The organism is Aureimonas ureilytica DSM 18598 = NBRC 106430 (assembly GCF_000382705.1).
Lineage (GTDB): Bacteria > Pseudomonadota > Alphaproteobacteria > Rhizobiales > Rhizobiaceae > Aureimonas > Aureimonas ureilytica.
In genome coordinates this window covers 96,436-122,544 of the sequence record NZ_ARQE01000007.1, presented here as the reverse complement: position 1 = coordinate 122,544, position 26,109 = coordinate 96,436, and the positions used below count along the sequence as shown (strand labels likewise).

Sequence of the window (26,109 nt, the reverse complement as noted above, 5' to 3'; positions counted from 1 at the left end):
GCTCCCGATCGGAAAAGGAGAAAGTTCGATGACGTCCCTCAACCCACTCGACCGCCGCGGCCGTTTCAAGCTCGGCATCTTCGCGGCCAACTGCTCCAACGGCATGTCGGTGACGAAAGTCCCCGAGCGCTGGGACGCTTCGTGGGAGTCCAATCTCTCGCTCGCCCGGATGACCGACGAGGCGGGGCTCGACTTCCTGCTGCCGATCGCCCGCTGGATCGGCTATGGCGGGCGCGACATCAACTTCCAGAAGGACGTCCTGGAAACGACGACCTGGGCGGCCGGGCTGCTCGCCTCGACGCGCCGCATCGCCGTGATCTCGACGGTCCACACGGCCGCCAACAATCCGGTCGTCGTCGCCAAGCAGATCGCGACGCTGGACGCCATCGGCAACGGGCGCGCCGGGCTGAACGTCGTCGCCGGCTGGAACGCGCCCGAATACGCCGCGCTCGGCCTCGACCTGCCGGCCTCGCATGTCGAGCGCTACGCCTATGCGCAGGAATGGCTCGACGTGATCGGCCGGCTCTGGGAAACCGAGGGTTCGTTCGATTTCGACGGGCGCTTCTTTCAGCTTCGCGGCGTTCATTCCGATCCCAAGCCGAAGCGCGGCCGGGTGCCGATCGTCAATGCGGCGGGTTCGGGCGAGGGGCGGGGCTTTGCCGTGCGCAACGCCGATTTCCTGTTCACGCCGGCCATCGACCTGTCGCGCTCGGGCGCGGAGATCGCCGAGCTGAAGGCGGCCGGGCGCGAGGCGGGACGGGACGTGGAGGTCCTGACCTTCTCCCATGTCGTCTGCCGGCCGAGCGAGAGCGAGGCCAAGGCCTATTACGATCATTGCCTCGCGCAGACGGATTGGGAGGCGACGGACAATCTCGTCAATCTCCAGTTCGCCCATGCCCATTCCTTCCCGCACGATCTGCTCGCGCTGATCCGCGAACGCATGGCGGCGGGCCATGGCGGCTTCCCGCTGACGGGCACGCCCGATCAGGTGGCGGACGGGATCGAGGCGCTGGTCGAGGCGGGTTTCGGCGGCACGACGCTCTCCTTCGTCAACTATGCAGAGGAGTTTCCCTATTTCCGCGACGAGGTGCTGCCGCGCCTCGAAGAGCGGGGCCTGCGCAGCGCCCAGCCGGACGCCGTCGTGCAGGCCGCCGAATAGGACGGCGCGCCGCTCAGCGGGCGGGCCTGGCCTCGCCCGCCAGACGCTTGCCCACCATGAAGCCGGAGCCGGCACCCGTGCCGGCGCCCGGCCAGGTCGAGGCGCCGACCATGAAGAGACCGTCCGCCGGACCGCGATGCTTCGACCAGCCGAAGGCCGGGCGGAACAGGAAGTTCTGGTCGAGCTGGTGACTGCCCGACAGGCTGTCGCCGCCGACGAGATTGGGATTGTCGCGCTCCAGATCGAGCGGCGAATGGACGGCGCGGGCGAGGATCTTCGCCGAAAGCCCCGGCGCATAGGTTTCGAGCAGCGCGATCGCGCGGTCGGCATAGGCCTCCTTCGCCTCGTCCCAGGTCCGCGCCTGTATCGCTCCGGCGGCGTCGCCCCGGATGTCGGCGGGCAGGACCCGCACCTGCACCCAGAGAATGTGGTGGCCCTCCGGGGCACGGGTCGGATCGATGGCGGTCGGCTGGCCGACCACGAGCACCGGCTCGGCCGGGAGCAGCCCCGCCATGGCCTCGTTGTAGGTCCGACCCATCGTGCCGAAATCCGGCGCGAGATGGACATAGGGGAAGCGGCCGAGGTCGGCCCCGGCGCGCCATTCGGCCGGGCCGTTCAGCGCCAGATGGATCATCATCGTGCCCGGCCCCGCGCGGAAGCCGGCGGTCTTCGCGGCGAAATCGGACGGGCGCCGATCGCCCGCCCTGCCGGCGACGAGCTTTGCCAGACCCTTGGGATGGAGATTGGCGACCACTGCCCGGCGCGCGATCAACCGCTCGCCCGAGGCGAGGCGCACGCCCCGCGCCCGTCCGCCTTCGATCTCGATCGCCTCCACGGGCGCGTCCAGGCGGATGTCGCCGCCGAGCGAGCGCAGATAGCCCGTCATGGCGCGGATGATCGTGTCCGCTCCGCCGCGCCCGAAGACCATGCCGAAGCTCTGGCAGGCGCAGGATTCCAGATAGGGAAACAGCGCGCCGCCCGCGACATCCGGCCCGAAGTCGAGATGGAGCCCCCATGCGCCGAGCATCGCCTTGACCTTGGGATGCTCGAAATGCGCGTCGAGAAAGGCGCGGGGCGAGGACAGGACGAGCTTGGCGATATCGGCGACGCCGGCCACGCCCAGCGCCCGCCAGGCCTTCCACACCGCGCCCATGGCCGCGCGCGAGGGAAGCTCGGCGCCCAGCAGCGCGAAGATGTGGGGCGCCTCGCGTCCGAAGCGGTCCATCAGCGCCCGCCAGTTCCTGGCGTCGGCGGCCGAAAGCGCGGCGATGCGCGCCGTGGTGGTCTCGATGTCCTGGCTGACGCCGAGCCATGTCCCGTCGGGAAAGGCGGTGGCGAAGCCGTCCCGTGAGGGGACGAGCTCCAGCCCATGTTTCAGGAGCCCGTCGCGATGGCTGGCGAAGAAGGGCGAGCCCGCGAACATGGAAAGGTTCATGGCATAGAGGTCGTGCCGGAAGCCGGGCAGCGTCGCTTCCGCCGTCTTCACCGCGCCGCCGGGGGCGCTCGCCTTCTCCACGACGGTCACGGACCAGCCACGGCTCGCCAGATGCACGGCCGTCGCCAGACCGTTGTGCCCCGCACCCACCACCACGGCGTCGAACTCAAGCGTCATGCGCCGATCCCCTCCGGCAAAGCGGGCGAACCGGCCCGCCGAACTATTTTAGACTTGAAACGCTTCCGCCTCAACTATTCCGCGCTGAGCGGATAGGACCCGCGCTGCGCGCATAGCGCCGCATGACGGATTTGCGACGATCGCTTCATCTTCGGGAGGAAGAAGGAGCACGCAGATGCGAAAGATCGGGATCGTGGGAGCCGGGCAGGCGGGTCTGCAACTCGGCCTCGGCCTCATCGCCGACGGCTACGAAGTCGTCATGGTGTCCAATCAGACCGGCGACCAGATCGCCGGAGGGCGGGTGACATCCAGCCAGTGCATGTTCGACCGGGCGCTCGCCAACGAGCGCGAGCTCGGCATCGACTTCTGGGAGGACGCGCCGCCCGTCGAGGGCATCCAGTTCGCGCTGGTGCAGGACGGGGCCACGGCGGTCCGCTGGTCCTCGCGCCTCGACAAGCCCGCCCGCTCCATCGACCAGCGCGTGAAGATGCCGCGCTGGATGGAGGAGTTCGAGCGCGCCGGGGGCGAGCTGCGCATTCAGGACGCGGGCCTCGACGATCTCGAGGCGCTGCATCGCGAATGCGATCTCGTGATCGTTGCCTCCGGAAAGGGCGAGATCGGCAAGCTCTTCCAGCGCGACGCCGAGCGCTCGCCCTTCGACAAGCCGCAGCGCTCTCTCGCGCTGACCTATGTCCACGGCATGGTGCCGCGCGAAAAGCATTCGGCCGTCAACTTCAACCTCGTTCCCGGCGTCGGCGAGTATTTCGTCTTCCCGGCTCTGACCCTGTCCGGCCCGTGCGAGATCATGGTCTTCGAGGGCCTTCCCGGCGGGCCGATGGATCGCTGGGCCGAGGCGAAGACGCCCGAGGCGCATCTGGGCGAGAGCCTGCGCATTCTGAAGGAGTTCGTGCCGGCCGAATACGAGCGCGCCAGGGACGTGGTGCTGACCGACGATCTGGGCACCCTCACGGGCCGCTTCCCGCCGACCGTGCGCAAGCCGATCCTGACGCTGCCCTCCGGCGCGCTGGCGCTCGGCATGGGCGACTCGGTCTGCCTCAACGATCCGATCACCGGCCAGGGCGCCAACAATGCCAGCCATTGCGCGGCCGCCTATCGCGCGGCGATCCTGGCGCATGGCGACCGGCCCTTCGACGCCACGTTCATGCAGGTCTGCTTCGAGCGCTACTGGGACTACGCCAAGTTCGTGGTCGGCTGGACCAACAACATGCTCCTGCCGCCGCCCGAACACATGGTGAAGACGCTGTTCGCCGCGCAGACGAGCCCGCGCGTCGCGCGCTGGTTCACCAACGGGTTCAACGATCCCAGGGACTTCTTCCCGACGATCACCGACCCGGCCCTCACCGAAGCCTTCCTCTCCGAGCGTCAGGGAGAAGCCGCATGAGCCTCCTCGTTCCCAGCATCGACCCCAAGGAACTGCGCCGCGCCTTCGGCATGTTCGCCACCGGCGTCCTCATCGTCACGACGCGCGCGGGCGAGCGCGTCCATGGCATGACCGCCAATTCCTTCACCTCGGTCTCGCTCGACCCGCCGCTGGTCCTGATCTGCATCGACCACCGCGCCTCGATCAAGGAAGCCCTCAACGATCACGGCCATTACGGCCTTTCGGTTCTCTCCGAAGACCAGCAGCACCTGTCGCGCCACTTCTCCTCCCGCGGCAAGGAGCCTCTGGACGTGACCTTCGACGAGCTGAACGGCCTGCCGGTGGTGGAAGGCGCGCTCGCGCAGTTCGCCTGCCGGATCACCCAGGCGACGGACGCCGGCGACCATCTCATCTACATCGCCGAAGTGATCGGCTATCGGCATGGCCCCGGCGAACCGCTTCTTTATTTCGGCGGCGGCTACAAGCAGCTGCACAAGCCCCAGGTCGCGGAGATGCACGCATGAGCGAGTTTCAGGGCAAGGTCGCCATCGTCACCGGCGGCGCGGCCAGCATCGGCCTCGACATCACGCGCGGGCTCGTCAAGGCCGGGTTCAAGGTCGTCGTCGGCTCGCGCAGCGAAGCGGCGGGCGCGGCGCTGACGGCCGAGTTCGGCGAGGCCGTGCGCCATGTCCCGGCCGACATCCGCCGCGACGAAGACCTCGACGCGCTGGTCTCGGCGGCGCTCGGCTGGGGCCGGCTCGACCTCGTCGTCAACAATGCCGCCGTCTACGACGACGAAGGGGCCGCCTCCAGCCGCGCCTCCTGGCTGAACACGCTGGACACCAACCTCGTGTCGAGCGCCATCCTGTCGGAAAAGGCGCGCCCGCACCTGGCCAAGGTGAAGGGCTCGATCGTCAACATCTCCTCGATCAGCGCCTATGCCGCGCAGTCCGGGCGCTGGACCTATCCGGTCTCCAAGGCCGCGATCCTGCACCTCACGCATTCCCAGGCGCTCGACTATGCCAAGGACGGCATCCGCGCCAACAGCGTGATCCTCGGCTGGACCTGGAGCGCGCCGATCGCCGGCCTGTCCGGCAACGACCAGGAAAAGGCCGACCGCGTCGGGGCGCAGTTCCACATTCTCGGCCGTGTCGGGCGCGGGCCGGAGGCGGCGAGCGCCATCCTCTTCCTCGCCTCGGAGGCCGCGAGCTTCACCACGGGGTCGGAGCTGAAGGTCGACGGCGGCTATACCGCGCTCGGGCCGGAAGGGCCGGGACAGGCCATCGCGCTTCTCACGGGCGGCGCGGCCAGCGTTCGCTGAGACCCCGCCCGACCGGCCTGCCCCGCCTTCTCCTCCGAGGCGGGGCAGGCCTCATTCGCGTCAGCGGCGGCGCAGCGTCTCGGAGGGCGTCTCGCCGAACGTCTCGCGATAAAGCGCGGCGAAGCGGCCGAGCTGAAAGAAGCCCCAGCGGGTGGCGACGAGCGTGACGGTGTCCTGCGCGTCGGCCCGCAGAAGGTCCTCGCGCACGCGCCGCAGGCGCACCGCGCGCAGATGGGCGAGGGGAGAGGTGCCGCGAAACCGGCGAAACCCCTCGAACAGCGCGCGCGAACTGACGCCGCCGACCGCGACGAGATCCTCCACCGTCAGCGGCTTCTCGGCATTCTCCTCGATGTAATCTTCCACGAGGCGGACATGGCGCGGCGCGGCGGGGCTTTCGGCGCGCGCCAGCCGGGCGGTCAAGGAATTGGGCTGCTGCTCGATCAGCGTCGCCATCAGCAGCGAGCCCTGAAGGCTCGCGGCGACGGGGCCTGGGGCTTCAGCGAGACGATCCAGCCCGTCCATCGCCAGCCGGACCATGCGCCACCAATGCGCCGCCCCGTCGGTCAGCGGCATGGCGAGGCTGAAGTCGATGCCGCTTGCCGAGCCGCCGCCCAGCATGGCCGACATCTGTCGCTCCAGCGCCTCCCGCTCGATCCGCACCATCAGCTTCGCGCAGTCCGCCGACCAGCGCATCCGCGTGCCCGCGTCGGGCGTCAGGACGGTGGCCTGTGTGGCGTCGGCGACGACCTGCTCCCGGCCATGCCGGACGTCGGCGCTCCCGGCATAGGGCAGCATGACCAGATAGAAGTCCTTCAGCGCGCCCGGATCGATCTCGATCTCCGCGCCGTAGCTCATGGCGCTCAGAGTCACCGGGCCCAGCCGCACGGCGTTCTGCCAGGCATGGAGATGCGGGCTGCCCGCCGTCGAGATCAGCCGATGGTCGCAATAGATGCGCGACACCTCGCTGCGCGCCTCGTCCATATCCGTGGTGACGAAGCGGCGGAACCGGCTGAGGGGCTGCGGCACATCCGGCATCCATCCGACTCCCGTCGCTCGACCAGACATGCCCATCCTACACCGGCCCCGCCACGCTCGGTCAAGCGGCGCCGGTCGGCTCAATGGGTGAGGCCGGCCTCCCCCCTTCCGGGACGGGCTCGAAAGGAGCCGGTCCGCGCCTCGGCCGGAGGGCGAACCGTCCGCGTCGGCTTGATCTTCGACCGACCTGACCGACAAAGGGGAGAGGAGGGGCGGAGCCTGCGCTCCCGCCGTCTCGGAGCATCAGGAGGGAGCTTCATCATGAGCAAACGCATCGTCTTCACCGGCGGCTCCGGCAAGGCCGGCCGACATGCGGTGCAGTATCTGGTCGATCGGGGACACGCCGTCCTCAATGTCGATCTCGCGCCGACCGATGTTCCCGGGGTGAACACGCTCTATGCCGACATCGCCGATAGCGGGCAGATGTTCAACGCGCTGTCGAGCCATTTCGGCTTCGAGGGCTACGACACCGGCCGGTTGCCGGCCGCGCCCGACGCGGTGGTGCATTTCGCGGCCGTGCCTCGCATGCTCCTCAAGCCCGACAACGAGACCTTCCGCATCAACACGATCGGCACCTACAACGTCATCGAGGCGGCGGTGAAGCTCGGCGTGAAGAAGATCGTCATCGCGTCCTCCGAGACCACCTATGGCGTGTGCTTCGCCGAGGGCGACCGGGACTTCCATTCCTTCCCGCTCGAAGAGGACTACGACAGCGATCCGATGGACAGCTACGGCCTGTCGAAGCTCCTGAACGAGAAGACCGCGCGCGCCTTCGCGATGCGCTCAGGGATCGACATCTACGCCCTGCGGATCGGCAACGTGATCGAGCCGCACGAATATGATCGGTTCCCCGGCTTCGTCGCCGATCCGATGTCGCGCAAGCGAAACGCCTGGAGCTATATCGACGCCCGCGATCTCGGGCAGATCGTCCATCGCTGCATCGAGACGGACGGCCTCGGCTTCCAGGTCTTCAACGCGACGAACGACACGATCACGGCCGACATGCCGACGATGGAATTCCTCGCCAAGCACTGCCCGAACGTGCCGGTGACCCGCGAGATGGGGCCGAACGAAGCCCCGCTTTCCAATCGCAAGATCCGGGAGGTGCTCGGCTTCCGGGAAGAGCACGACTGGCGCAAATACGTCTGAGCCGACCGGCCCGGTCTGGGAAAATCCGTCGGTTCGCTGGCAGCGGGGAGGGCTCGTCTTGGCCCTCCTCGCCCCACGTCCGGCTCGGAATCATCAGCGATCGCTTCGCGCGAAATGGCGCGCGACGAGCGCCTTCGCGTGCGCCCACCAGTCGGGCGAGCCCTTTTCGATGACGGGACCGTAGCGCGCCTGGACCTGCGCCTCGCTCACATCGTTCTCGGTCCAGGTCCCGCCGTCGGTGAGCGTGTTCAGGAGAAGCGGCTGGAACCGGTCGAGCGCTCTGGCGAACCGGGCGTCCGGCGTTTCGGCGGCCTCGAACTCGCGCCACAGGCCTTCGAACCGATCCGCAAGATCGCCCGGCAGAAGCCCGAAGAGGCGCTTCGCCGCCGCGTCTTCGGCTTCGGCCACCCCGTCCGCGTCGAACGCGCCGTGCATCGGATTGTCCCCGGCGTCGATCTCGACGAGGTCGTGGAGAAGCAGCATGGCGACGACGCGCGAGACGTCGATGTCGGGCCGCTCAGGTCCGAGCACCAGCGCGAAGAGCGCCAGATGCCAGGAATGTTCGGCGGAGTTCTCGCGCCGCCGACCCTTCACGATGCGCGATTGCCGCTCGACGGCCTTCAGGGCGTCGGCTTCGATCAGAAAGGCGAGCTGCTGTTCCAGGCGTGGGTTCGACATGCGCTCTGCCTAGCACTGCGACGAAAGCCTTGCGAGTCGGGCTCGGACCGGCCCGTCGGCGCGCGACTTCCGGGGCCTCAGGCGGCGCTCGGGCCGCTCGCGGCAATCGGAGGGTGCGAGGCCGTATCCGCCGCGCCGAGCAGCGAAAGAGCGGCTTCCAGGAGGACGGTCGCGCCGGCGACGGCGAAGCGCGGCTCCACGTGTTCGGCCTCGTTGTGGCTGATCCCGTCGCGGCAGGGGCAGAAGATCATCGCGGTCGGGGCGCAGCGGGCGAGGTAGAGCGCATCGTGGAAGGCGCCCGACACGATGCGGCGCGAGGCGAGACCCGCGCGACGCGCGCTCGCCTCGACCCGCTCCACCATGGCCTCGGGAAAGGCGGTCGGCGGCATGTCCACGAGACGGCGGATCGACAGGGCGCAGCCGGCCTCGGCGCAGGCGCTTTCCAAGACGCCGCGAATTCGAAGGGCAAGGGCGGCGAGCTCGCAAGCGTCGGGATGGCGCAGATCGATGGTGAAGCGCACCCGTTCGGGAACCGCGTTGACAGAGCCGGGCTCGGCCTCGATCCGTCCGATGGTGAACCGGGCGTCGGAATCCGCCGGCATGATGCCGCCGTAGAGCTCCGCCATGGCGGCGGCCGCCGCGCGCATCGGATCGCGCCGGAAGCCGAGCGGCGTCGTTCCCGCATGGGCGGCCTGCCCGGTGATCTCGACCTCCAGCCAGAGCGTGCCCTGGATGCCGGTCACGACGCCGATCGGCGTGTCCTCCCGCTCCAGCACCGGCCCCTGTTCGATGTGCAGTTCGAGATAGGCGGCGATCGGAAACCCGAGCGGGGCCAGCGGCACGGGCAGGGCGGCGATCGTCGCGGCGAGTTCGGTGCCGAGCCGCGCCCCGTCGGTCGAGCGCGCCTCCCGCCATTCGGGCGGCAGCGCGCGCGCCGCGAAGGCCTGCGAGCCCATGGCGCCGGGCGCGAAGCGGCTGCCCTCCTCGTTGGTCCAGACCGCGACCTCGGCCGCGCGCTCGGATACGACGCCGGCATCCTCCAGCGCTTCCAGCACTTCGAAGGCGGCCAGAACGCCGAGCGCCCCGTCGAAGCGCCCCCCGGTCGGCTGCGTGTCGAGATGGCTGCCGAGAAGAAGCGGCGGCAGGCCGGCGTCGGTGCCCTCGCGCCGCAGGAAGAGGTTGGCGGCCTCGTCCTGGGCGACGGAAAAGCCGCGTGCGCCGGCAAGACCCGCGAGCATCGCCCGGACCTCCCGGTCGCCCTCGGTGAGCGCCTGCCGGTTGACGCCGCCCTTCGCCGTCGCGCCGATGGCGGCGAAGCGGTCGAGCCGTTCGAGAAGGCGCTCGGCGCGGATCGCGGGCCGCCCGCTCACCGCTTCAGCCCGGCCGTGAAGGCCTTCACCCGGTCGAGATCGACCGAATTCCACCAGACGCCGTCGTGCTTCAAGGAGCTTGCGACGATCACGCCGTCGGCGACCGACAGGATGTCGCGGAGATTCTCTCGCGTCACGCCGCTGCCGACGAGGGTCGGCAGGTTGGCGGCTTCCTTGATCATGCGGATGTAGGAGAGTTCCGCCACGTGGCCGGTGCGCTGGCCGGTGGCGATCACCACGTCGGCGTCGAAGAAGACGAGGTCCTTGACCTGTTCCTCCACCGGCCGGTCGGCGACGATGGCGTGCGCGCCGTGCTTCACATGGGCGTCGGCGAAGATGCGGATGCCCTTGGCGCGCAGCTGCGCCCGGTAGCGCATGGCGCGGGCCGCCTCGCCCTCGACGAAGCCCTCATTGGCGACATAGGCATTGGCCCACTGGTTGACCCGCACGAAACCGGCATTCGCCGCGCTGGCGATGGCGAGCGCCGGAATGGCCGCGTTGGCGAGAACGTTGATGCCGATCGGGCGGCCAAGCTCGCGACGGATGCGGTCGGCGACGACAGCCATATGGGCCGAGGTTTCCGGGCCGATCGCGTCGGGTTTGGAGAAGGGCACGTCGCCGTGGTTCTCGACGATGACGCCGTCGCAGCCCCCTTCGAGATAGGCGCGCGCGTCGTCGAGGCCGCGCTGGTAGATCGTCTCCACCGCCTCGCCGTCGAAGCGCGGGCTGCCGGGGAGCGGCGCGAGATGCACGACGCCGATGATTGCCTGGGCGCGGCCGAAGATCGCCTGGAGCGCGTCGCCTTGGGCCTGTCCGATGGGCTTGGATGGGGTGCTCATACGCTCTCTCGTGTCCGTCCTGTCTGGAATTCGTCGCGGCTCGGGCCGCAACCGAAGGTGCCGGCACGGGTGACGGCGACCGCCGCCGCCCATGCCGAAAGCTCTAGCGCCTGGTCGAGCCCCTGCCCGAGCGACAGGCGCGCGGCCAGCGTGCCGCAGAAGACATCGCCCGCGCCGCTCGTGTCGAGGGGGCGTGCGGGAAAGGCGGGCCGGGCGCGCGGAGCCGAGCCCGGCCCCTCCGCCAGGACATAACCCTCGGGCCCCAGCGTGACCACCGCCGCGCCGCCGGTTCGCGCGCACAGCGCCGCGACGATCCGGCCGGGCTCCCGCTCGCCGGTCAGCGCCTCGCCTTCGACCCGGTTCACCAGGACGAGATCGGGTCGGCCCGCGAGAAGGCCCGCCCCCGGCGCGAGCGGGCTGGCGTTGAGGACGGTCCGCAAGGCCAGCGAGCGGCCGATGTCGAGCACCGCGCGCGTGGCCTCCGGCGCCAGATTCCCTTGCAGGACCACCACGTCCCCGCCGCGCGCTTCCACGTGCCAGCCGGCGGCGGCGGGATCGAAGGTGCGGGCGCAGGCGACGGCGCTTGCGATCATGTTCTCGCCGGACGCATCCACCAGCACGGCCGAGCGGTCGCTTGGCAGCGGCAGGGTGGCGAGGCCTCGGTCGGAGAGGCCCGCGCCGACGAGGCCCTGACGGATGGAGGCGGCTTCCAAATCGTCGCCGACGGCCGACCAGAGCGTCGTCCGCGCGCCCGCCCGGAGCGCGGCGAGCGCCTGGTTGGCGCCCTTGCCGCCGAGCGCGACAGCTGCCTCCCGCGCGTTCAGCGTCTCGCCCGGCTCCGGAAAGCGGGCGAGGCTGAACGTCGTGTCGAGACAGACATTGCCGACGACATGGACCGCCATGCTGGATGCGCCTTATTTCGCCGTCGCCCAGTCGAGCATCGCACCGAACAGCCGGGCGTAGCCGTCCCAGCGGATGAACTCGCCCGGCAGCCAGTGCGGGCCGACATCCGAGGTCCAGACCACCGAGCGGCCCTTGCCATAGGTGCCGGTGACGAGAAGCGGTTGCGAGCCGTATTCGGTGGAGACGGTCGCCAGAACCTCGGCGCCCGGCTTCAGCTCGACCTCGTTGTAGCCGAGAAGCACCGGCCAGTCCGTGCCGAGCCCGTCGAGGATCGGATGCGAGGCCGGGCCGGTGACGACAGGCGCGAAGCCTTCGGGCACTTCCACGCGGTCGTCGAAGCGAAGGCACGTGACGGGCAGGACATCCTCGACCGGCGTGCGGGCATAGCGGGCGCCGCCATTGATGCCCTGGAACGAGTAGTAGCCGCCGAACATCAGGAGCGCGCCGCCCTGATCGACATAGTCGCGCAGGAGCTTCAGGCGGTTGGGCGTCGTCTTGGAGTGAATCCAGGTGTCGGGATGCAGAAGCAGCGTGTTGGCGCCGATATCCGAGAGGATGATCGCCTCGTATTCGTTGAGGGCCTCCATCGTCTGCGGAAAGTCCTTCTGCGCCTGATGGGCGGGCATGAAGGTGATGTCGTAGGCGCTGTCCTTCAGGGCATCCAGAAGCTCGTCCGCGCCCTGGTGGTAGGTGACGGTCGGGAACTGGTCGAAGCCCTTGATATGCGTCGCGGTGGACACCCAGCTTTCGCCGGCGAGGAGGACCTTCTTACGGGACATGCGATTTCCTTCGAGGATCGAAAAGGGGTCAGGCGGCCGAGAAGACGGCGCGCGGATTGTCGGTCATGATCGCGTCGATCACGCTCTCGGGAACGCCGTGGCGTTTGAGGCGCGGCACGAAATGCTTGAGCACATGGGCGTAGCCGAAGCCGCCATAGCGGGTCAGCATCATCTTCAGGAACACGTCCTGGCTGAGGAGGATGCGGTCGGCAAAGCCGGCGTCCACCAGCGACCGGATGGCGCGGGCGTTCTCCTCGTCCGAGGGACACTGCGCGTCCTGATCGGCATAGTAATAGTCCATGCCGATCATGTCGTATTCCAGGAAGGCGCCGCGCTTGGCGAGGCTCGTCTGATAGGCGAGATCGTCGTGGCTCGGGTTCATGTGGCACAGAACCGTGTGGCGGAGATCCGCGCCTTCCGCTTCCACCACGTCCAGCACCTCGTGGGCGAGGCGTTCCCAGCCGGGCAGGTGGATCGACAGGGGAACGCCGGTGCGCGCCGAGGCCCGCGCCGCGCCGCGCAGCGACTTGCGCTCCTCGGGCGTGAAGTCCTTGGAGACGCCGACCTCGCCGATGATCCCGGCCAGAATGTCGGGCCGATCCGCCGTGCCGCCGACATCGCGCGCGATGAACTCGGCGACCTCGTCGACATCCATGCGCTTCAGCCAGTCGGGATGGCTGAATTCGAGATAGAAGCCCGAGCCCATCACGATCTTCAGGCCGCTCATGCGCTGGATGCGGCGCAGGCCTTCGGGGTCGCGGCCGATGCCGAAATTCGTGGGGTCCACCACGGTGTGACCGCCGAGCGCCTGGAACATCTTCAGTTCCGAGAGCGCGAGATCGCCGTCGTCGAGCGAGACGTTGTCGCGGTTCATATAGGGGTTCATGCGCAATTCGCCGATGATCTCGACGCGCACCGGGCCTTCGTTCAGCACCGGATCGGGCGGATGGCACGGACAGCGCCAGCTTTTGGCGCCGTCGAGAAAGATATGCTCGTGCATCAGCGTGACGCCCATGTCAGTGACGGCGATCGGGCCGTCCACCGTCATCACATGGCCCGAGCGCACGCCGATGCCGGAGGGAGCCGGACGCTTGCCGGCGGGGTCCTGAAAGTCGAGCGCCATCGGATCAGCGCCCGCGCGAGGCGCCGCGGAACAGGCGGAAGTTCAGCCAGATCGCGACGAGGATGATGGAGCCGGTAATGATCGGCGTCAGGAAGGGCGACATATGGGCGAGGATCAGGCCGTTGGCGATGACGGCGACCGTCAGCGCGCCGAGCACCGTTCCGACCATCGTGCCGCGCCCGCCGAAGAGCGAGGTGCCGCCGAGAACCACGGCCGCGATCACCTCCAGCTCGAAGCCCTGGCCGGAATTGGAGGAGCCCGAACCGAGCCGCCCGGCCAGAACCACGCCGGCCAGCGCGGCGGCGGTGGAGGAGAGCATGTAGACGAAGAGCAGCGTGCGCTTGGTATCGACGCCCGCGCGCCGCACCGCCTCCTTGTTGGCGCCGATGCCCGTGACATAGCGCCCGAAGCGCGTGCCGTTGAAGGCGAGATAGGCGCCGGCCAGAACGATCAGCGCGATCCAGGCCGGATTGGGCACGCCGAAGAGCCAGCCGCGTCCGAGCGTGACGAAGACGCTGGAGGGATCGATCGGGATGGAATAGCCGCCGGTGATGAGAAGCGCGACGCCCCGGATCACGGAAAGGCCCGCCAGCGTCACGATGAAGGCCGGAATGCCCTCATAGGCGATGAAGAAGCCCTGCACCGCGCCGATGGCCGCGCCGAGCGCCAGCATGGCGAGGATCGTGAGCGGCCAGGGCACGCCGAGCTGCAGCATCGCCGCCGACAGGGCGCAGACCAGCGCCAGGACGGAGCCGACCGACAGATCGATGCCGCCCGTCGTGATCACGAAGGTCATGGAGGCCGCGACGATCAGGAGAGGCGCGGACTGTCGGATGACGTTGAGAAGATTGGGCGTGGAGAGAAACGCGTCCGTCGTCAGGCCGAACAGGAGGCAGACGAGCACGAAGAAGATGGCGATCGAGCCGACCGCGCCATTGGCGATGAAGCGATCGCGCAAGGTCGCCTTGCGCACGCGCGGCGGCGCCGCGGCATGAAGATGGGCGCCTTCGCCCGCGATGCCCGAATTCATGCCCGTGCTCCTTCGCCGTCCTGGCCGCGCGCCGAGCGCGCCTGGAACTTGCGTCCGACGATGAGGTTCACGACCTCCTCGATATTGGTATCCACGATGCGCCGCTCGGCGACGTTGCGGCCCTCGTACATGACCTGGATGCGGTCGCAGACGAGGAAGAGATCCTGCAGCCGGTGGGTGATGAGGATCACCGAGACGCCGCGCGCCGACACGGTGCGGATGAGCTCCAGCACGGCCTCGACCTCGGCGACGGCGAGCGCGGCCGTCGGCTCGTCCATGATGAGGACCTTGGGCTCGAACGAGGCGGCGCGGCCGATGGCGATCGACTGGCGCTGGCCGCCCGACAGGTTCTCGACCATGAGGCGCGTGTCGGCGATGACGATGCCCAGCGTCTCCAGCATGGCCTTGGCCTCGTCATGCATCCGGCGCTTGTCGAGGAGCTTCAGCCCCGCGACCTGCCGGCGCGGCTCGCGGCCGAGGAAGATGTTGCCGGCCACATCCACCGTGTCGCAGAGCGACAGGTCCTGGTAGACCATCTCCACCCGAGCGGCGCGCGCGTCGGCGGGCGAGGCGAAGGCGACCGCCTGTCCGTCGATCTCGATCGTTCCCGAATCCGGCACGACCGCGCCGGACAGGACCTTGGAGAGCGTGGACTTGCCCGCCCCATTGTCGCCGACGAGGCCGAGAACCTCGCCGGGCGCCAGACGGAGGGAAACGTCGCTGAGCGTCTGGATCGGACCGTAACGCTTGGTGATGCCGGTCATCCGGACACGATCGGGGATGGCTGTCATGGCGCCGCTCGGTTGGAGAAAACGGGACGCCAGGCGGGCCGGAGCCCGCCCGGCGGGGCTCGTTACTTGAACATGCCGCGGAACTGGTCGACGTTCTCTTTGGTCACGATCGTCACCGGCACGTTGATGATCGGCTCGACCGTCTCGCCCTTCTTCAGCTTGACGAGGGACTCCACGGCGACCTTGCCTTCGCCGGCGGGGTCCTGCTGCACCACGGCGGCGACCCAGCCCTCGTCGATGCCCTTCACGGCCTGCGCGGTCAGGTCCCAGCCGAAGACCTTCACGTCGCTCTGGCGGCCCTGGCTCTCGACCGCCGAGACGGAGCCGATCAGCGCCGGCTCGCCCGTGGCGTAGAGGGTCGACATGGTCGGGTTGGCGGTCATGAGGTTTTCGGCCGCGCCGAGCGCCACGTCCTGCACGTTCTGGCCGTCCACCGTGTTGAGGAAGGTCACCTTGGCGCCGCTCTCGCCCACCGCCTTCTTGAACCCGTCGAGCCGCTGGTTCTGAATGAAGGAATTGAGCGCGCCGACGACGCCGACCGTCGCCTCGCCCTTCATCTGCGCCTTCACGTAGTCGGCGTAGAACTTGCCGATCTCCTCGCCCGCCTTCATGTTGTCGACGCCGACGAAGGAGACATTGTCGCCGTCCGGGATCTGCGCGTCGATCGCGATCACCGGAATGCCGGCCTTCTTCGCCTCTGTGATGGCGGGCTTCACGCCGTTCACGTCGATCGCGATCAGGATGATGCCGTCGACCTTCTGCGTGATGTAGTTCTCGATCGCCGTGTTCTGGGCGGCGGGCACGTTGTTGGCGTCGAAGATCACGAGTTCGGCGCCGGCGGCCTTGGCGGCCGCCTTCGCGCCGTCGTTGATCTGATTGAAGAACAGAGCCTGCTGGTTGATCGTCACCAGCGCGTAGGTGTCGGCGAGCGCCGCCGAGGCGGTGCCGGCCAGAAGCGTCAGAGCGGCGGCGCTGCCGGCGAGGAAATGGGAAAGGCGCATTTTCCGATTCTCCATGATCACGGACCCGATCCATCGGGCCTTTGCCGTCGTCGGCATGCAGGAGAATTCAAGAGACTTGAACAGATGTCAACGACGTTGATGAAGATTGCGTCGCGTTCGAAGGCTGCCGATGGATTGTGCAATGCCGCATGAATTCTGTGCATTGCGAGCGGATCATCAAGCCGCTCCAAACGCGGGCTTTCCCTCCGCCCGCTTTCTCGCCGGTGGTCAGAAAGTCGGCGGCGTGTTGACCCAGAAGATGCTGGCCCGCCTCGTCCCCGTGTTGCGGTAATGGTGCGGCCGCTCGGACTGGAAGGCGAACGAATCACCCTCGCGCAGGTGGAAGGATCGCTCGTCCACGATCAGTTCGACTTCGCCGGCCACGACATAGCCGACCTCTTCGCCGACATGCCGGATCGGCCCGGCACTGGAGCCGCCGGCGTCGATATGATGGATGTTGCACTGGAGGAGATGGCCTGCGGAGTAGGGGATCACCCGTTCGAGCGTCACGCCATCCCCTTGGCGAAGCGGGTCGAGCGTGATGAGAGGCCGCTGCCCCGCGCGGAAGACGATCCCTTCCTCGCCGTCCACCTCGTCGAACATGCGCCCGATATTGGTCTCCAGCGCGCCCACCAGACGATGCAGCATCGGCAGCGAGGGCGAGGCCTTGTTGTTCTCGATCTTGGAGAGAAGGCTTTCGGAACAGCCCGCCGCCTCCGCCAGGCTCTTCAGCGTCATGCCCTTGGTCTGGCGCGCCAGCTTCAGCCGCAAGCCCAGCTTGCCCGACAGACCCGATGCCTCCGGGAGAGAGCCCCGCGCGGATTCAGATGGTTTGAGTTCCGAATTCATACACGCCCCCGTTGCGATCGCTCAAAGACGTGACAGAGCGGAACAGGCCCATCTTTTCAAGTCTGTTGAATGAAATGCAGGTCGGACGCGCGCAATCTCCGAGGCGAAGCGGTCGACCCGGGGCGCGATCGGCGGCGCCCCGCCGGTCTCGATCGAAGGCGGCTGACCCAGCCCTTGCGAGGGTCCGACACCGGCGGCTCGCGTGAAAGGCTGAAACAGCCGGCTCGCCACCGCGATGCCGTCGCGGGTGCCCCGAGCCGCATCGTCTCGGAGGCGGGTGTTGCCGGAACGAACGGTGCGATTTGGGACAGAGGACCGGTCGGGCAATCGACTGACCCGTCCGCGAGGCTCGCGATCGCTGCGCGCTTTCGCCGCTCCCGGCGTCGCACCCCTCGCGCGCCCGCCCTCAGGCCTTGAACCGCTCGCAGGCCGTGAGCCGCTCGACATGGGCGTTCATGCCGCCGGCATAGACCTCGGTTTCCAGGAAGCGCGCTTCTTCGTCCATCGCGTCCTGCGCGATCTCGCGCCACCAGCATTTGGGCTGGCGCCCCGACCCGTCGCTCCAGCGATACCCCCGCGCTTTCAGAATGTCCTTGGTGTGGAAGGGCGAGCCGAGCGCGTGGACGCGAAGACGCGGGGCCGCGGCCGATGCCAGAAGCTGGCGGAAGGCGGGCAGGGCTTGCGTTCGCGAGGGCTGGGCGAGCACTTCGAGGAGCGCATGGCAATCGTCCACCGCCCGGTGTCCATTGTGGAAATAGCCGCACTGGCCGACGAGATAGCCGAGCTTCGTCCCCTCGAAGCCGAGCGCCGTCCAGTCCACCTCCGACACCGAGCAGGCCCAGGGCTTGGCCTCGAAGCCGGGGCAGAGCTTTTCGCAGAAGGGCCGATCGAAGCGAGCGTTGTGGGCGATCACGAGATCGGCGGGCTCCACGAAGCGACGAACCGCCTCGAGGTCGATGCGCTGCCCGGCGACCATCTCGTCCGTGATCCCGGTGATCCGGGTGATATCGGGCGTGATCGGACCCGCCGGCTGCTGGAGCTGGGAGAACACGCCGACGACGTCGCGAACGCCGCTCTCGTCATAGGTGAAGGCGACCATGCCAAGCTCGATGACCTCGTGCGCGGCGTGGTCGAGGCCGGTCGTTTCCGTGTCGAGGACGACGCCGAGGCGGGGCCAGACGCGGGGCGCGCGATCGGCCGGTGGATGGAGATGCGGGAGGACCTCGCGCGGCGCGAGCTTGCGCAGCACGCGGTAGCGGCCGGTGCGCTCCAGACGCTCGACCATCGCCGCCTCGCCCTCGGGCTTCGGCGCCGGGGACGCCGTCGTCTTGGCGGCCGGAACACGACGCATGGGGGCAGGCCGATGAGGCTCCGTGAAGGGCAGGGACGGGGCTACAGTGCTTCCGAACAGATCGATCTGCACGGACCGATCGTTGGCCCCTGGCGTCTTGCGTCTCGTCATGTCGTCATCGCCTCGCCGCGTCCGGTCAACGGACGAGCTCGACCTTTACTCCCGCGAGCTTAGCAATGTCCTTCCAGGCCCGGTCCGTGGTCAGGGCGGGAACGCCGAGGCTGCGGGCGAGCGCGAGGCAGAAACGATCGCCGAGCGACAGTCCGGCCTCCCTCGACAAGCCGCGCAGCCGGGCCGCCTCTTCCGCGACCTCCTGGCCGACCGGCACAACGGTGATGTCGAGATCGGACAGGTCCCGGATCGCCTCTTCTGCATCGAGACCGCGATCGACGAGCTTGGAGAGGACCTCGGTGTAGTTCACGACCGAGATGCTGGCATCACCGAGACGGGCTTCGACTTTGTCGGCCCCCTTCTCGGAAAACAGGAGACACAGGACGGCGGAGGCATCGAGAACGCAGGCCATGCCTTACTCGCCAGCCGCTTCCTGCCGACGATCGGCGATCAGCTCGTCCGCCACCGATCCATTCTCCGGGGCATAGTCCCGCAGCTTGTCCTGCAAACGACGGAGGGCGGACCGCGCGGGTCGGATGCGAAGCTCCTCGCCATGCAGTTCGATCAGGACGGTATCGCCCTTCGCCAGACCCATCGACTTGCGAAAGGCGGCCGGAAGGATCACGCGCCCGCCCTCTACAATCTTGCCTTTTGCCGCCGCCATCGCCCTGACCCTCTCTTCACCCCGAACTCTTCGTACCCGGTTCATGGCACATATGCCAGATTTGCGGAATGGTGCACAAGATCGCACACGGTGCGGCGACGTGCAAAAGCCCTCGCAGAGCTGGACGCCTAATCCGCTTCGATACGGACTGCGCTAAATCGATCGGTTATGAGCAGGGCTCGAGCAACCTGCTCGAAAATAGGCTGTCACGCCTATCGAGCATGCTCTATAATTCCACGACGTTTTCGAGCGGTTTCGAGGCCCGATGTCCCGCGTATTTGCCTATGTCCGCGTCTCCACCAACGGCCAGACCACCGAAAACCAGATCGGCGAGATCCGCGATGCTGGCTTCGAGGTCCATGCCCGCCGCGTCGTGTCTGAAACCGTGTCGGGCTCGCTCGCGGCGAAGGACCGGCAAGGCTTCGCCAAGCTCCTCGACCGCATGGAGGAGGGCGACGTCCTCGTCGTGACGAAGATGGATCGCCTCGGCCGCAACTCGATGGACGTGCGGGCGACCGTCGAGCTTCTGGCCGGCATGGGCGTGAAGGTTCACTGCCTGGCGCTCGGCGGCGTCGATCTGACGAGTTCCACGGGCCGCATGACGATGAGCGTCATCAACGCGGTGGCCGAATTCGAGCGCGACCTCCTGATCGAGCGAACCCAGGCAGGCCTCATCCGAGCCAAGGAACAGGGCAAGGTGCTGGGACGCCCTGCCAAGCTGACACCCGAGCAGAAACGCATGGTGGTCGAACGGATCGGGGAGGGGGCTTCCGTCTCGGCTCTGTCGCGCGAGTTCGCCGTCAGCCGCCTGACGATCCAGCGGGCCCGCGATGGCTCCTATAAACGGGACGAGACCGGCAATTAAGGGTGGTTGGGCGGCTTCTAGGCGTCCGCTAAAGACCGGACCGGGTGGGTTTCGGACCGTCCGCTTATGAGATCGAACCGGCGTTGTGAGCCATTCGTCGTCGCCTCACAGGCCCGACACGGGACGGGTTCCTAGAAGTTCGGTCAAGCGCAGCAGGTAGCCGTCCGGATCCTGGACCAGCATCTCGATCTGTCCGTGCTCGATCTCATCCTGGCGATACCAGACCTCGCTCGGCTCGCGGAACAAGGCGACCGAAGACGAGAGGAGCCGCTGATGGATTGGCTGGAGGGCATCCACCTCGATCTGGAAGTTGATCCCGCGTCCGAGCGGCCGATCCAAGGAACCGACAGTCCACGCACCGGCATGCTCTTCTTCCAGCATGATCTGCGCGGCGCCGAGGCACAGGTAGACGAAGCCGTTCTCGGGCCGCTCGTAGCGCACCTCGAAGCCGAGGAGATCGCAATAGAAGCGCTTGCTGGCCAGAACGCTCGCGCAGGTCAGCTCCGGGACGAGCGCGGCCCATGTCATGTCGGTCATCGCGGTCTCTTGAACTCAGATTTGAGCGAACCCAACGATGTCCGATCTTGGGCTTTGGCGCCAGTGCTTACGACGTCTCAGAGACCGTCCGAAACGTCCGCCGGGTCGGCTAGAGGGGCCTTTCCGCTCCCCCTGCGTTCGGCGCCTCGTGCGTAACGCAAATCCCTCGCCGATCCTGCCCTGGGGACTTTCCGGACGGGCTCTCAGAAGGGTCGTGAGCGGATGGACCGCTTTGGGACGTTTGCTTCCGCAGCGCCGATCGGCTCGACCGGGTGGATAGCAACGGTCGCGCTTTCTCGAAAACGATGGTGTTTTGAGAATGGCCTGGGAGGGGAGTTTCCCGATCGTCAGCTTTTGATAGGTTCAGGAAAAAGCTGTCATTGGTGTTGGAGTACCCTTTGCAAGCAGGGAACGAGCCGTCCTGCCATTTTCATATGCCGGCGGAAAGCGGCTTGCATGAGCGCACGTTCATGCAGTGGCCGTCCGATCCGGCGATTTACGAAGGCGACGAGTTGGATGCGGTTCAGCTTGCGCTCGTTCGCATCGCCAACGCGATCGCCGAACATGAACCCGTCGTGATGTTGACGGATCAGGCAACGCGGGGCGGCAACCGGGCCAAGCTCGCCGGCGCCGTTGAGCTCTGGGACATTCCGACCGACGACCTGTGGTGCCGGGACGCCGGTCCGACTTTCGTCGTCGATGGCGCTGGGGCACTCGCCATCGCCCATCTTCGTTTCAACGGATGGGGCGGGAAGCAGGACCACGGCAACGATGGCCGTATCGCGGCGCGTGTCGCCGAACGCTTGGGGCTTCCCCTGCTCGAAACCGGCCTCGTCGGGGAACAAGGCGGCGTCGAGCACGACGGGGCGGGTCTGGTGCTGGCTCACGCGAGTTCCTGGCTCGGGCCGAGCCGCAACGATCTACCTTTGGCGACGATCGGCGATCGTCTTTGTAAAGCTCTCGGCGGTTCACGCATGATCTGGGCGCCGGGTCTTGTCGGCGAGGATATCACTGACTTCCACATCGATGCCTTGGCTCGCTTCACCGCTCCCGGCCGGTTTCTAATCCAGATCGAGGACAATCCAGATCCCGGTGATGTGTGGTCGATGGCGGCCGCCGAAACGCTAAAGGTGTTGGAGGCAGTGCGCAGCGCCCAGGATCGACCGCTGGAGATCGTGAAACTCACTGGTCCAGGTCATGTCCGGTCGTCGGCGCAGGACTTCGTCGGAAGCTACATCAACTACTATGTCTGCAATGGCGCAGTGATCGCGCCGGAGTTCGGCGACGAGGAGACCGACGCCCAAGCCCGCGAGACGTTGGGCGTCCTTTACCCCGGCCGCGTGGTGCGAATGCTCGACATCGACGCGATCGCGGAGATGGGCGGCGGCATCCACTGCGCGACGCAGCAACAGCCTCGTTCACAGCGATAGATCTCCATGCCAGAGCGCCTTCATATCGATATCGGACCACAGTCGGGCGGTAGCGTTCGCCTCTCCAAGGGCGATACCGTTAGGATCATTGATCCAGAAGGCCAACAGGTGGCGGACCTGTGGGCCTTCGCCGCGGACAGCAAGACTATCGACTGGCTGAGCGTGTCGCAGACCCGCGACATCATCGAGCGCCTTTTCCCGAAGGTGGGGGAGAGCTTCTACAGCGAACGGGCCGAGGCGCTTCTGACGCTGCTCGAGGATAACTCGCCCTGTCCGCATGACATGCTGTTCCCCGCTTGCAATCGGGGCCTCTACGAGCGGGCAGGATACCCGAACCATCCGAACTGCCGGGACAATCTGCTGACGGAGCTTCGGGCCGCCGGCATCGAGGTGCCGGTCGTGCCGGATCCAGTGAACCTGTTCCAGCGGTCCGAGCCCCAGGCTGACGGGCGGCTGGAGGTCCTGGCCTCGGACAACCCGCCCGGCGGGAACGTGCTTCTCCGGGCGGATGCCGATATCTTCCTCGTCGTGACCGCCTGTTCCATCGACTACCATCCGACGAACGGCGACCGATGCACGGGAATCAGGCTTGAGATTTCGGCCCGCGACCGCTGACTGCTGTCGGGCCGGTGACGGCTGCTGAGAATGGAGCGACCGGCTCGCAGCCTACTGATTTGCCCTTCCCGATTGGGAAAGTGTTTCGAGAATGGCCGGGGCGAAAGCGGATGGACCGCTTTCGAGCGTCCGCTTCCGCTTCCCCCTGAGACTGGACGGGGTGATTTGCGGACGGTCTGCTTTCGAGCAGCCTGTAAGATAAGCGGACTTTGGGGATAAGGACGCACGCATCGTTGACTCATACCCTTGTCGTTGCACTATATGCAGCAGTCACGGTCCGCCCCATCGCAAGATGTGGTGGCTAAGAGGGAACCCGGTGAGCCGCAAGGCGAGGCCGGGGCTGCCCCCGCAACTGTAAGCGGCGAGCCATCCGTCCATTCCGCGTCACTGGAGCTTGAGCTCCGGGAAGGCCGGACGGAAGGCGACGACCCGCGAGCCAGGAGACCTGCCGCGACTGGTGTGTATCGTCCCTGGGCGGGGTGTCCCGGTGGATCGTGTGCCTGTCGCGGTGCCGCGTTCCCATCCGGGATCCGCGTGCCGTCCGGTATCGCGTCCGCTCGGCCTTTGCCTCCACTCGCTGGAGCAGCCGAATGTCTCTTCTTCAAGTCCCCGCGGCCCTGCCGCATCCGTTTCCCGCAGCCCTCGCCGCGAATGACGTCTCGCGTCCCGTCCACGCGTCGGCCATCCGCGTGATCCGGCGCAACGGCTCGGTGTCACCCTTCGACGCCTCCAAGATCGCCGTCGCCATGACCAAGGGGTTCCTCGCGGTCGAGGGGCGGCAGGCCGCCGCCTCGACCCGCGTCCAAGACACGGTGCGGGCTTTGACCAACGAGGTCGTCGCCGCGCTCGCCCGACGCTCCGGCGGCGACCGCCTCCTTCACATCGAGGACATCCAGGACCAGGTCGAGCTGGCGCTGATGCGCTCCGAGCACCCGAAGGTTGCCCGCACCTACGTCCTGTACCGCGAGGAGCATGCCCGCGCCCGCGCCGCGCAGGCCGCAGCCTCCGATACGCCCGCCGTGCCAAGCCTGTCCGTCCGGCAGGCGGACGGCACGCTCGCGCCCCTCGACGAGGCCCGGCTCGCGCGTGTCGTGGCGGAAGCGTCCGACGGCCTCGACGGCGTGTCGCCCGACACGATCCTTTCCGAGACGCGGCGCAACCTCTACGACGGCCTCACGCTGGCGGAGCTGGCCGAGGCGCCCGTCATGGCGGCGCGCACCCTGATCGAGACCGAGCCGAACTACGCCTTCGCCTCGGCCCGCCTCCTTCTCGACAAGCTGCGAGGCGAGGCGCTTTCGTTCGTCTCCGGCTCGCCCGTCGCGCCGACGCACGCGGATATGGCGACGCTCTACGGCGAATCCTTCCCGTCCTACCTCGACCGTGGCATCGCGGCCGGGCTGATCGATCCGGAGCTTGCCCGCTTCGACATCGCACGGATCTCGGCCGCATTGATCCCCGAACGCGACCGCCTGTTCCAGTTCCTCGGTCTCCAGACCCTTTACGACCGCTACTTCCTCCAGACGGAGGGCGTGCGCTTCGAACTGCCGCAATGGTTCTTCATGCGCGTCGCCATGGGGCTGGCGCTTCGCGAGGTGGACCGCGAGGCCCGCGCCATCGAGTTCTACGAACTCCTGTCGAGCTTCCGCTTCATGGCTTCGACGCCGACGCTCTTCAACGCAGGCACGCCGCGCCCGCAGCTCTCCTCCTGCTTCCTCACCACCGTCGCCGACGACCTCGGCGGCATCTTCAAGGCGGTGAAGGACAACGCGCTGCTGGCCAAGTACTCCGGTGGCCTCGGCAACGACTGGACGCCCGTGCGTGGCCTCGGCGCCCACATCAGGGGGACGAATGGCCAGAGCCAGGGCATCGTCCCATTCATGAGGGTCGCCAACGACACGGCGATCGCGGTCAACCAGGGCGGCAAGCGCAAGGGCGCGGTCTGCGCCTATCTCGAGACCTGGCACATCGACGTCGAGGAGTTCCTCGACCTCCGGAAGAACACGGGCGACGACCGGCGGCGCACGCACGACATGAACACCGCGCACTGGGTGCCGGACCTCTTCATGCAGCGCGTGGCTCAAGATGGCGACTGGACGCTGTTCTCGCCCGACGAGGTGCCGGGCCTGCACGACCTTTACGGGGCCGCGTTCCGCGAGGCGTACGAGGGCCACGAGGCGCGGACGGCGCGGGGCGAGATCCGCGTCCACAAGCGCGTGAAGGCCGTCGACCTGTGGCGGCGCATGCTGACCATGCTGTTCGAGACCGGACACCCGTGGATCACGTTCAAGGACCCGTGCAACATCCGCTCGCCGCAGGGCCATGTCGGCGTCGTCCACTCGTCGAACCTCTGCACCGAGATCACCCTCAACACCTCGGCCTCCGAGGTCGCGGTCTGCAACCTCGGCTCGGTGAACCTCGCCGCGCACGTGACGGCGGACGGGCTCGACCGGGCGCTCCTGTCGCGGACGGTGAAGACGGCGATGCGCATGCTCGACAACGTCGTCGACATCAACTTCTACACGATCCCCGAGGCGCGGGCCTCGAACCTCCGCCACCGTCCGGTCGGCTTGGGGCTGATGGGCTTCCAGGACGCGCTCCAGGTTGTGCGCCTGCCCTATGCCAGCAAGGCGGCCGTCGCCTTCGCGGACACCAGCATGGAGGCGCTCTCCTACGAGGCGATCTCGGCCTCGGTGGACCTCGCCGCCGAGCGCGGCCGCTACCCGTCCTTCGACGGCTCGCTCTGGTCGAGGGGCATCCTGCCCATCGACTCGGTCGAGCTGCTGTCCGAGGCCCGGGGCGGCGTCCTCGACCTCGACCGCTCGGCGACGCTGGACTGGGAGACGCTGCGCGTCCGCGTCCGCACCGTCGGCATGCGCAACTCCAACACGATGGCGATCGCGCCGACGGCGACGATCTCCAACATCTGCGGCGTGTCGCAGTCGATCGAGCCCGCCTACCAGAACCTCTTCGTCAAGGCGAACATGTCGGGTGACTTCACGGTGGTGAACGCCGCCCTGGTGCACGACCTGAAGGCAAGGGGCCTCTGGGACGAGGTCATGGTCTGCGACCTCAAGTACTACGACGGCTCGCTCGGGCCGATCGACCGCGTGCCGGCGGACCTGAAGCGCCTCTACGCCACGGCCTTCGAGATCGACTCCGCGTGGCTGATCGAGGCGGCCGCCCGGCGCCAGAAATGGATCGACCAGGGGCAGTCCCTGAACCTCTACCTCGCCGCGCCGTCGGGCAAGGCGCTCGACGCGCTCTACCGCCTCGCCTTCGACCGGGGACTGAAGACGACCTACTACCTGCGCACCCGCTCGGCGACGCATGTCGAGAAGTCCACGCTGAAAGTGACTGACGGCAAGCTGAACGCCGTCGCGGCCGCGCCGGTGGCGGTGATGGCCTCGGCGTCCGCGGAGATCCACGCGGCGGACGGGGCATGGGGCAAGGCCTGCTCGATCGACGATCCCGAGTGCGAGGCCTGCCAGTAGGCCGCTCGCCTCCCGGCCCGACCGT

Annotated in this window: 25 protein-coding genes and 1 riboswitch; of the genes, 9 read left to right on the top strand and 16 right to left on the bottom strand. The window is 67.7% G+C overall.

Annotated elements, in window-relative coordinates; genetic code table 11:
* The first annotated feature begins 28 nt into the window (after positions 1-28).
* The gene (locus tag B146_RS0115730) at positions 29-1,159 is read left to right on the top strand and encodes an LLM class flavin-dependent oxidoreductase (RefSeq protein ID WP_019997422.1); all 1,131 of its coding nucleotides are present in this window, start codon (positions 29-31) and stop codon (positions 1,157-1,159) included.
* 13 nt (positions 1,160-1,172) lie between these two features.
* Here B146_RS0115730 and B146_RS0115725 read toward each other — a convergent pair whose 3' ends face one another.
* Positions 1,173-2,771 (bottom strand): phytoene desaturase family protein, encoded by a 1,599-nt coding sequence (locus B146_RS0115725; RefSeq protein ID WP_019997421.1) that lies wholly within the window; start codon positions 2,769-2,771, stop codon positions 1,173-1,175.
* Positions 2,772-2,946: 175 nt separating this feature from the next.
* Between B146_RS0115725 and B146_RS0115720 the strand changes: the two genes are divergently transcribed.
* From B146_RS0115720 to B146_RS0115710, 3 genes are read left to right on the top strand one after another with little or no spacing between them, the layout of a single operon-like run.
* The gene (locus B146_RS0115720) at positions 2,947-4,173 is read left to right on the top strand and encodes a styrene monooxygenase/indole monooxygenase family protein (protein WP_019997420.1); all 1,227 of its coding nucleotides are present in this window, start codon (positions 2,947-2,949) and stop codon (positions 4,171-4,173) included.
* Complete coding sequence (locus B146_RS0115715; protein ID WP_019997419.1) at positions 4,170-4,676, top strand: flavin reductase family protein; 507 nt, start codon at positions 4,170-4,172, stop codon at positions 4,674-4,676. The genes B146_RS0115720 and B146_RS0115715 overlap by 4 nt, the downstream gene beginning before the upstream one ends.
* On the top strand, positions 4,673-5,473 hold the full coding sequence (locus B146_RS0115710) for an SDR family oxidoreductase (RefSeq protein ID WP_019997418.1): 801 nt from the start codon (positions 4,673-4,675) through the stop codon (positions 5,471-5,473). Before B146_RS0115715 ends, B146_RS0115710 begins: the two co-directional genes overlap by 4 nt.
* A gap of 60 nt (positions 5,474-5,533) precedes the next feature.
* Here B146_RS0115710 and B146_RS0115705 read toward each other — a convergent pair whose 3' ends face one another.
* Positions 5,534-6,508, bottom strand: a complete 975-nt coding sequence (locus tag B146_RS0115705) for an AraC family transcriptional regulator (RefSeq protein WP_019997417.1) — start codon at positions 6,506-6,508, stop codon at positions 5,534-5,536.
* A 261-nt stretch (positions 6,509-6,769) separates the two neighbouring features.
* Between B146_RS0115705 and B146_RS0115700 the strand changes: the two genes are divergently transcribed.
* A complete protein-coding gene (locus B146_RS0115700; protein WP_019997416.1) occupies positions 6,770-7,657 on the top strand; it encodes an NAD-dependent epimerase/dehydratase family protein in 888 nt (295 codons plus the stop codon).
* Between the two features lie 93 nt (positions 7,658-7,750).
* On the opposite strand, the gene B146_RS0115695 is transcribed toward B146_RS0115700, so the two are convergent.
* The 13 genes from B146_RS0115695 to B146_RS0115635 form a co-directional block, all read right to left on the bottom strand.
* Positions 7,751-8,335, bottom strand: coding sequence for an HD domain-containing protein (locus tag B146_RS0115695; protein WP_019997415.1), 585 nt, complete (start codon positions 8,333-8,335; stop codon positions 7,751-7,753).
* 77 nt (positions 8,336-8,412) lie between these two features.
* The gene (locus tag B146_RS26350) at positions 8,413-9,705 is read right to left on the bottom strand and encodes a Zn-dependent hydrolase (RefSeq protein WP_019997414.1); all 1,293 of its coding nucleotides are present in this window, start codon (positions 9,703-9,705) and stop codon (positions 8,413-8,415) included.
* Positions 9,702-10,544, bottom strand: a complete 843-nt coding sequence (locus B146_RS0115685) for a BtpA/SgcQ family protein (RefSeq protein ID WP_019997413.1) — start codon at positions 10,542-10,544, stop codon at positions 9,702-9,704. Before B146_RS0115685 ends, B146_RS26350 begins: the two co-directional genes overlap by 4 nt.
* Positions 10,541-11,446, bottom strand: coding sequence for a PfkB family carbohydrate kinase (locus B146_RS0115680; RefSeq protein WP_019997412.1), 906 nt, complete (start codon positions 11,444-11,446; stop codon positions 10,541-10,543). The genes B146_RS0115685 and B146_RS0115680 overlap by 4 nt, the downstream gene beginning before the upstream one ends.
* Before the next feature lie 12 nt (positions 11,447-11,458).
* Complete coding sequence (locus B146_RS0115675; RefSeq protein ID WP_019997411.1) at positions 11,459-12,226, bottom strand: glutamine amidotransferase; 768 nt, start codon at positions 12,224-12,226, stop codon at positions 11,459-11,461.
* Positions 12,227-12,254: 28 nt separating this feature from the next.
* Complete coding sequence (locus B146_RS0115670; protein WP_019997410.1) at positions 12,255-13,349, bottom strand: phosphotriesterase family protein; 1,095 nt, start codon at positions 13,347-13,349, stop codon at positions 12,255-12,257.
* 4 nt (positions 13,350-13,353) lie between these two features.
* Positions 13,354-14,379: an ABC transporter permease gene (locus B146_RS0115665; RefSeq protein ID WP_019997409.1), complete on the bottom strand. Its 1,026-nt coding sequence runs from the start codon at positions 14,377-14,379 to the stop codon at positions 13,354-13,356.
* Positions 14,376-15,170 carry an ATP-binding cassette domain-containing protein gene (locus tag B146_RS0115660; protein ID WP_040408653.1) on the bottom strand — a complete coding sequence of 265 codons (795 nt, stop codon included), beginning with the start codon at positions 15,168-15,170 and terminating at the stop codon, positions 14,376-14,378. The genes B146_RS0115665 and B146_RS0115660 overlap by 4 nt, the downstream gene beginning before the upstream one ends.
* A gap of 62 nt (positions 15,171-15,232) precedes the next feature.
* On the bottom strand, positions 15,233-16,171 hold the full coding sequence (locus B146_RS0115655; RefSeq protein WP_019997407.1) for an ABC transporter substrate-binding protein: 939 nt from the start codon (positions 16,169-16,171) through the stop codon (positions 15,233-15,235).
* Positions 16,172-16,399: 228 nt separating this feature from the next.
* Positions 16,400-17,020, bottom strand: a complete 621-nt coding sequence (locus B146_RS0115650; protein ID WP_026358642.1) for a cupin domain-containing protein — start codon at positions 17,018-17,020, stop codon at positions 16,400-16,402.
* Between the two features lie 406 nt (positions 17,021-17,426).
* On the bottom strand, positions 17,427-18,482 hold the full coding sequence (locus tag B146_RS0115645; protein ID WP_407638560.1) for a 3'-5' exonuclease: 1,056 nt from the start codon (positions 18,480-18,482) through the stop codon (positions 17,427-17,429).
* A gap of 25 nt (positions 18,483-18,507) precedes the next feature.
* Entirely contained in the window at positions 18,508-18,894 is a 387-nt protein-coding gene (locus B146_RS0115640; RefSeq protein ID WP_019997404.1) for a type II toxin-antitoxin system VapC family toxin, read from the bottom strand.
* Between the two features lie 3 nt (positions 18,895-18,897).
* Positions 18,898-19,146: an AbrB/MazE/SpoVT family DNA-binding domain-containing protein gene (locus B146_RS0115635; protein ID WP_019997403.1), complete on the bottom strand. Its 249-nt coding sequence runs from the start codon at positions 19,144-19,146 to the stop codon at positions 18,898-18,900.
* 265 nt (positions 19,147-19,411) lie between these two features.
* Here B146_RS0115635 and B146_RS0115630 point away from each other — a divergent pair, with 265 nt between their 5' ends.
* Entirely contained in the window at positions 19,412-20,011 is a 600-nt protein-coding gene (locus B146_RS0115630; protein ID WP_019997402.1) for a recombinase family protein, read from the top strand.
* A gap of 105 nt (positions 20,012-20,116) precedes the next feature.
* Here the strand turns inward: B146_RS0115630 and B146_RS0115625 are convergent, their stop codons facing one another.
* Positions 20,117-20,548 carry a bleomycin resistance protein gene (locus tag B146_RS0115625; RefSeq protein WP_019997401.1) on the bottom strand — a complete coding sequence of 144 codons (432 nt, stop codon included), beginning with the start codon at positions 20,546-20,548 and terminating at the stop codon, positions 20,117-20,119.
* 434 nt (positions 20,549-20,982) lie between these two features.
* Between B146_RS0115625 and B146_RS0115620 the strand changes: the two genes are divergently transcribed.
* From B146_RS0115620 to B146_RS0115610, 3 genes are all read left to right on the top strand, one after another.
* Positions 20,983-21,978, top strand: coding sequence for an agmatine deiminase family protein (locus tag B146_RS0115620; protein WP_155897546.1), 996 nt, complete (start codon positions 20,983-20,985; stop codon positions 21,976-21,978).
* A gap of 6 nt (positions 21,979-21,984) precedes the next feature.
* On the top strand, positions 21,985-22,593 hold the full coding sequence (locus tag B146_RS0115615; protein WP_081631009.1) for a DUF1989 domain-containing protein: 609 nt from the start codon (positions 21,985-21,987) through the stop codon (positions 22,591-22,593).
* Positions 22,594-22,849: 256 nt separating this feature from the next.
* A riboswitch (cobalamin riboswitch) is annotated at positions 22,850-23,060 on the top strand.
* A 123-nt stretch (positions 23,061-23,183) separates the two neighbouring features.
* Positions 23,184-26,084 (top strand): ribonucleoside-diphosphate reductase subunit alpha, encoded by a 2,901-nt coding sequence (locus B146_RS0115610; protein WP_019997398.1) that lies wholly within the window; start codon positions 23,184-23,186, stop codon positions 26,082-26,084.
* The last annotated feature ends 25 nt before the right edge of the window (positions 26,085-26,109 follow it).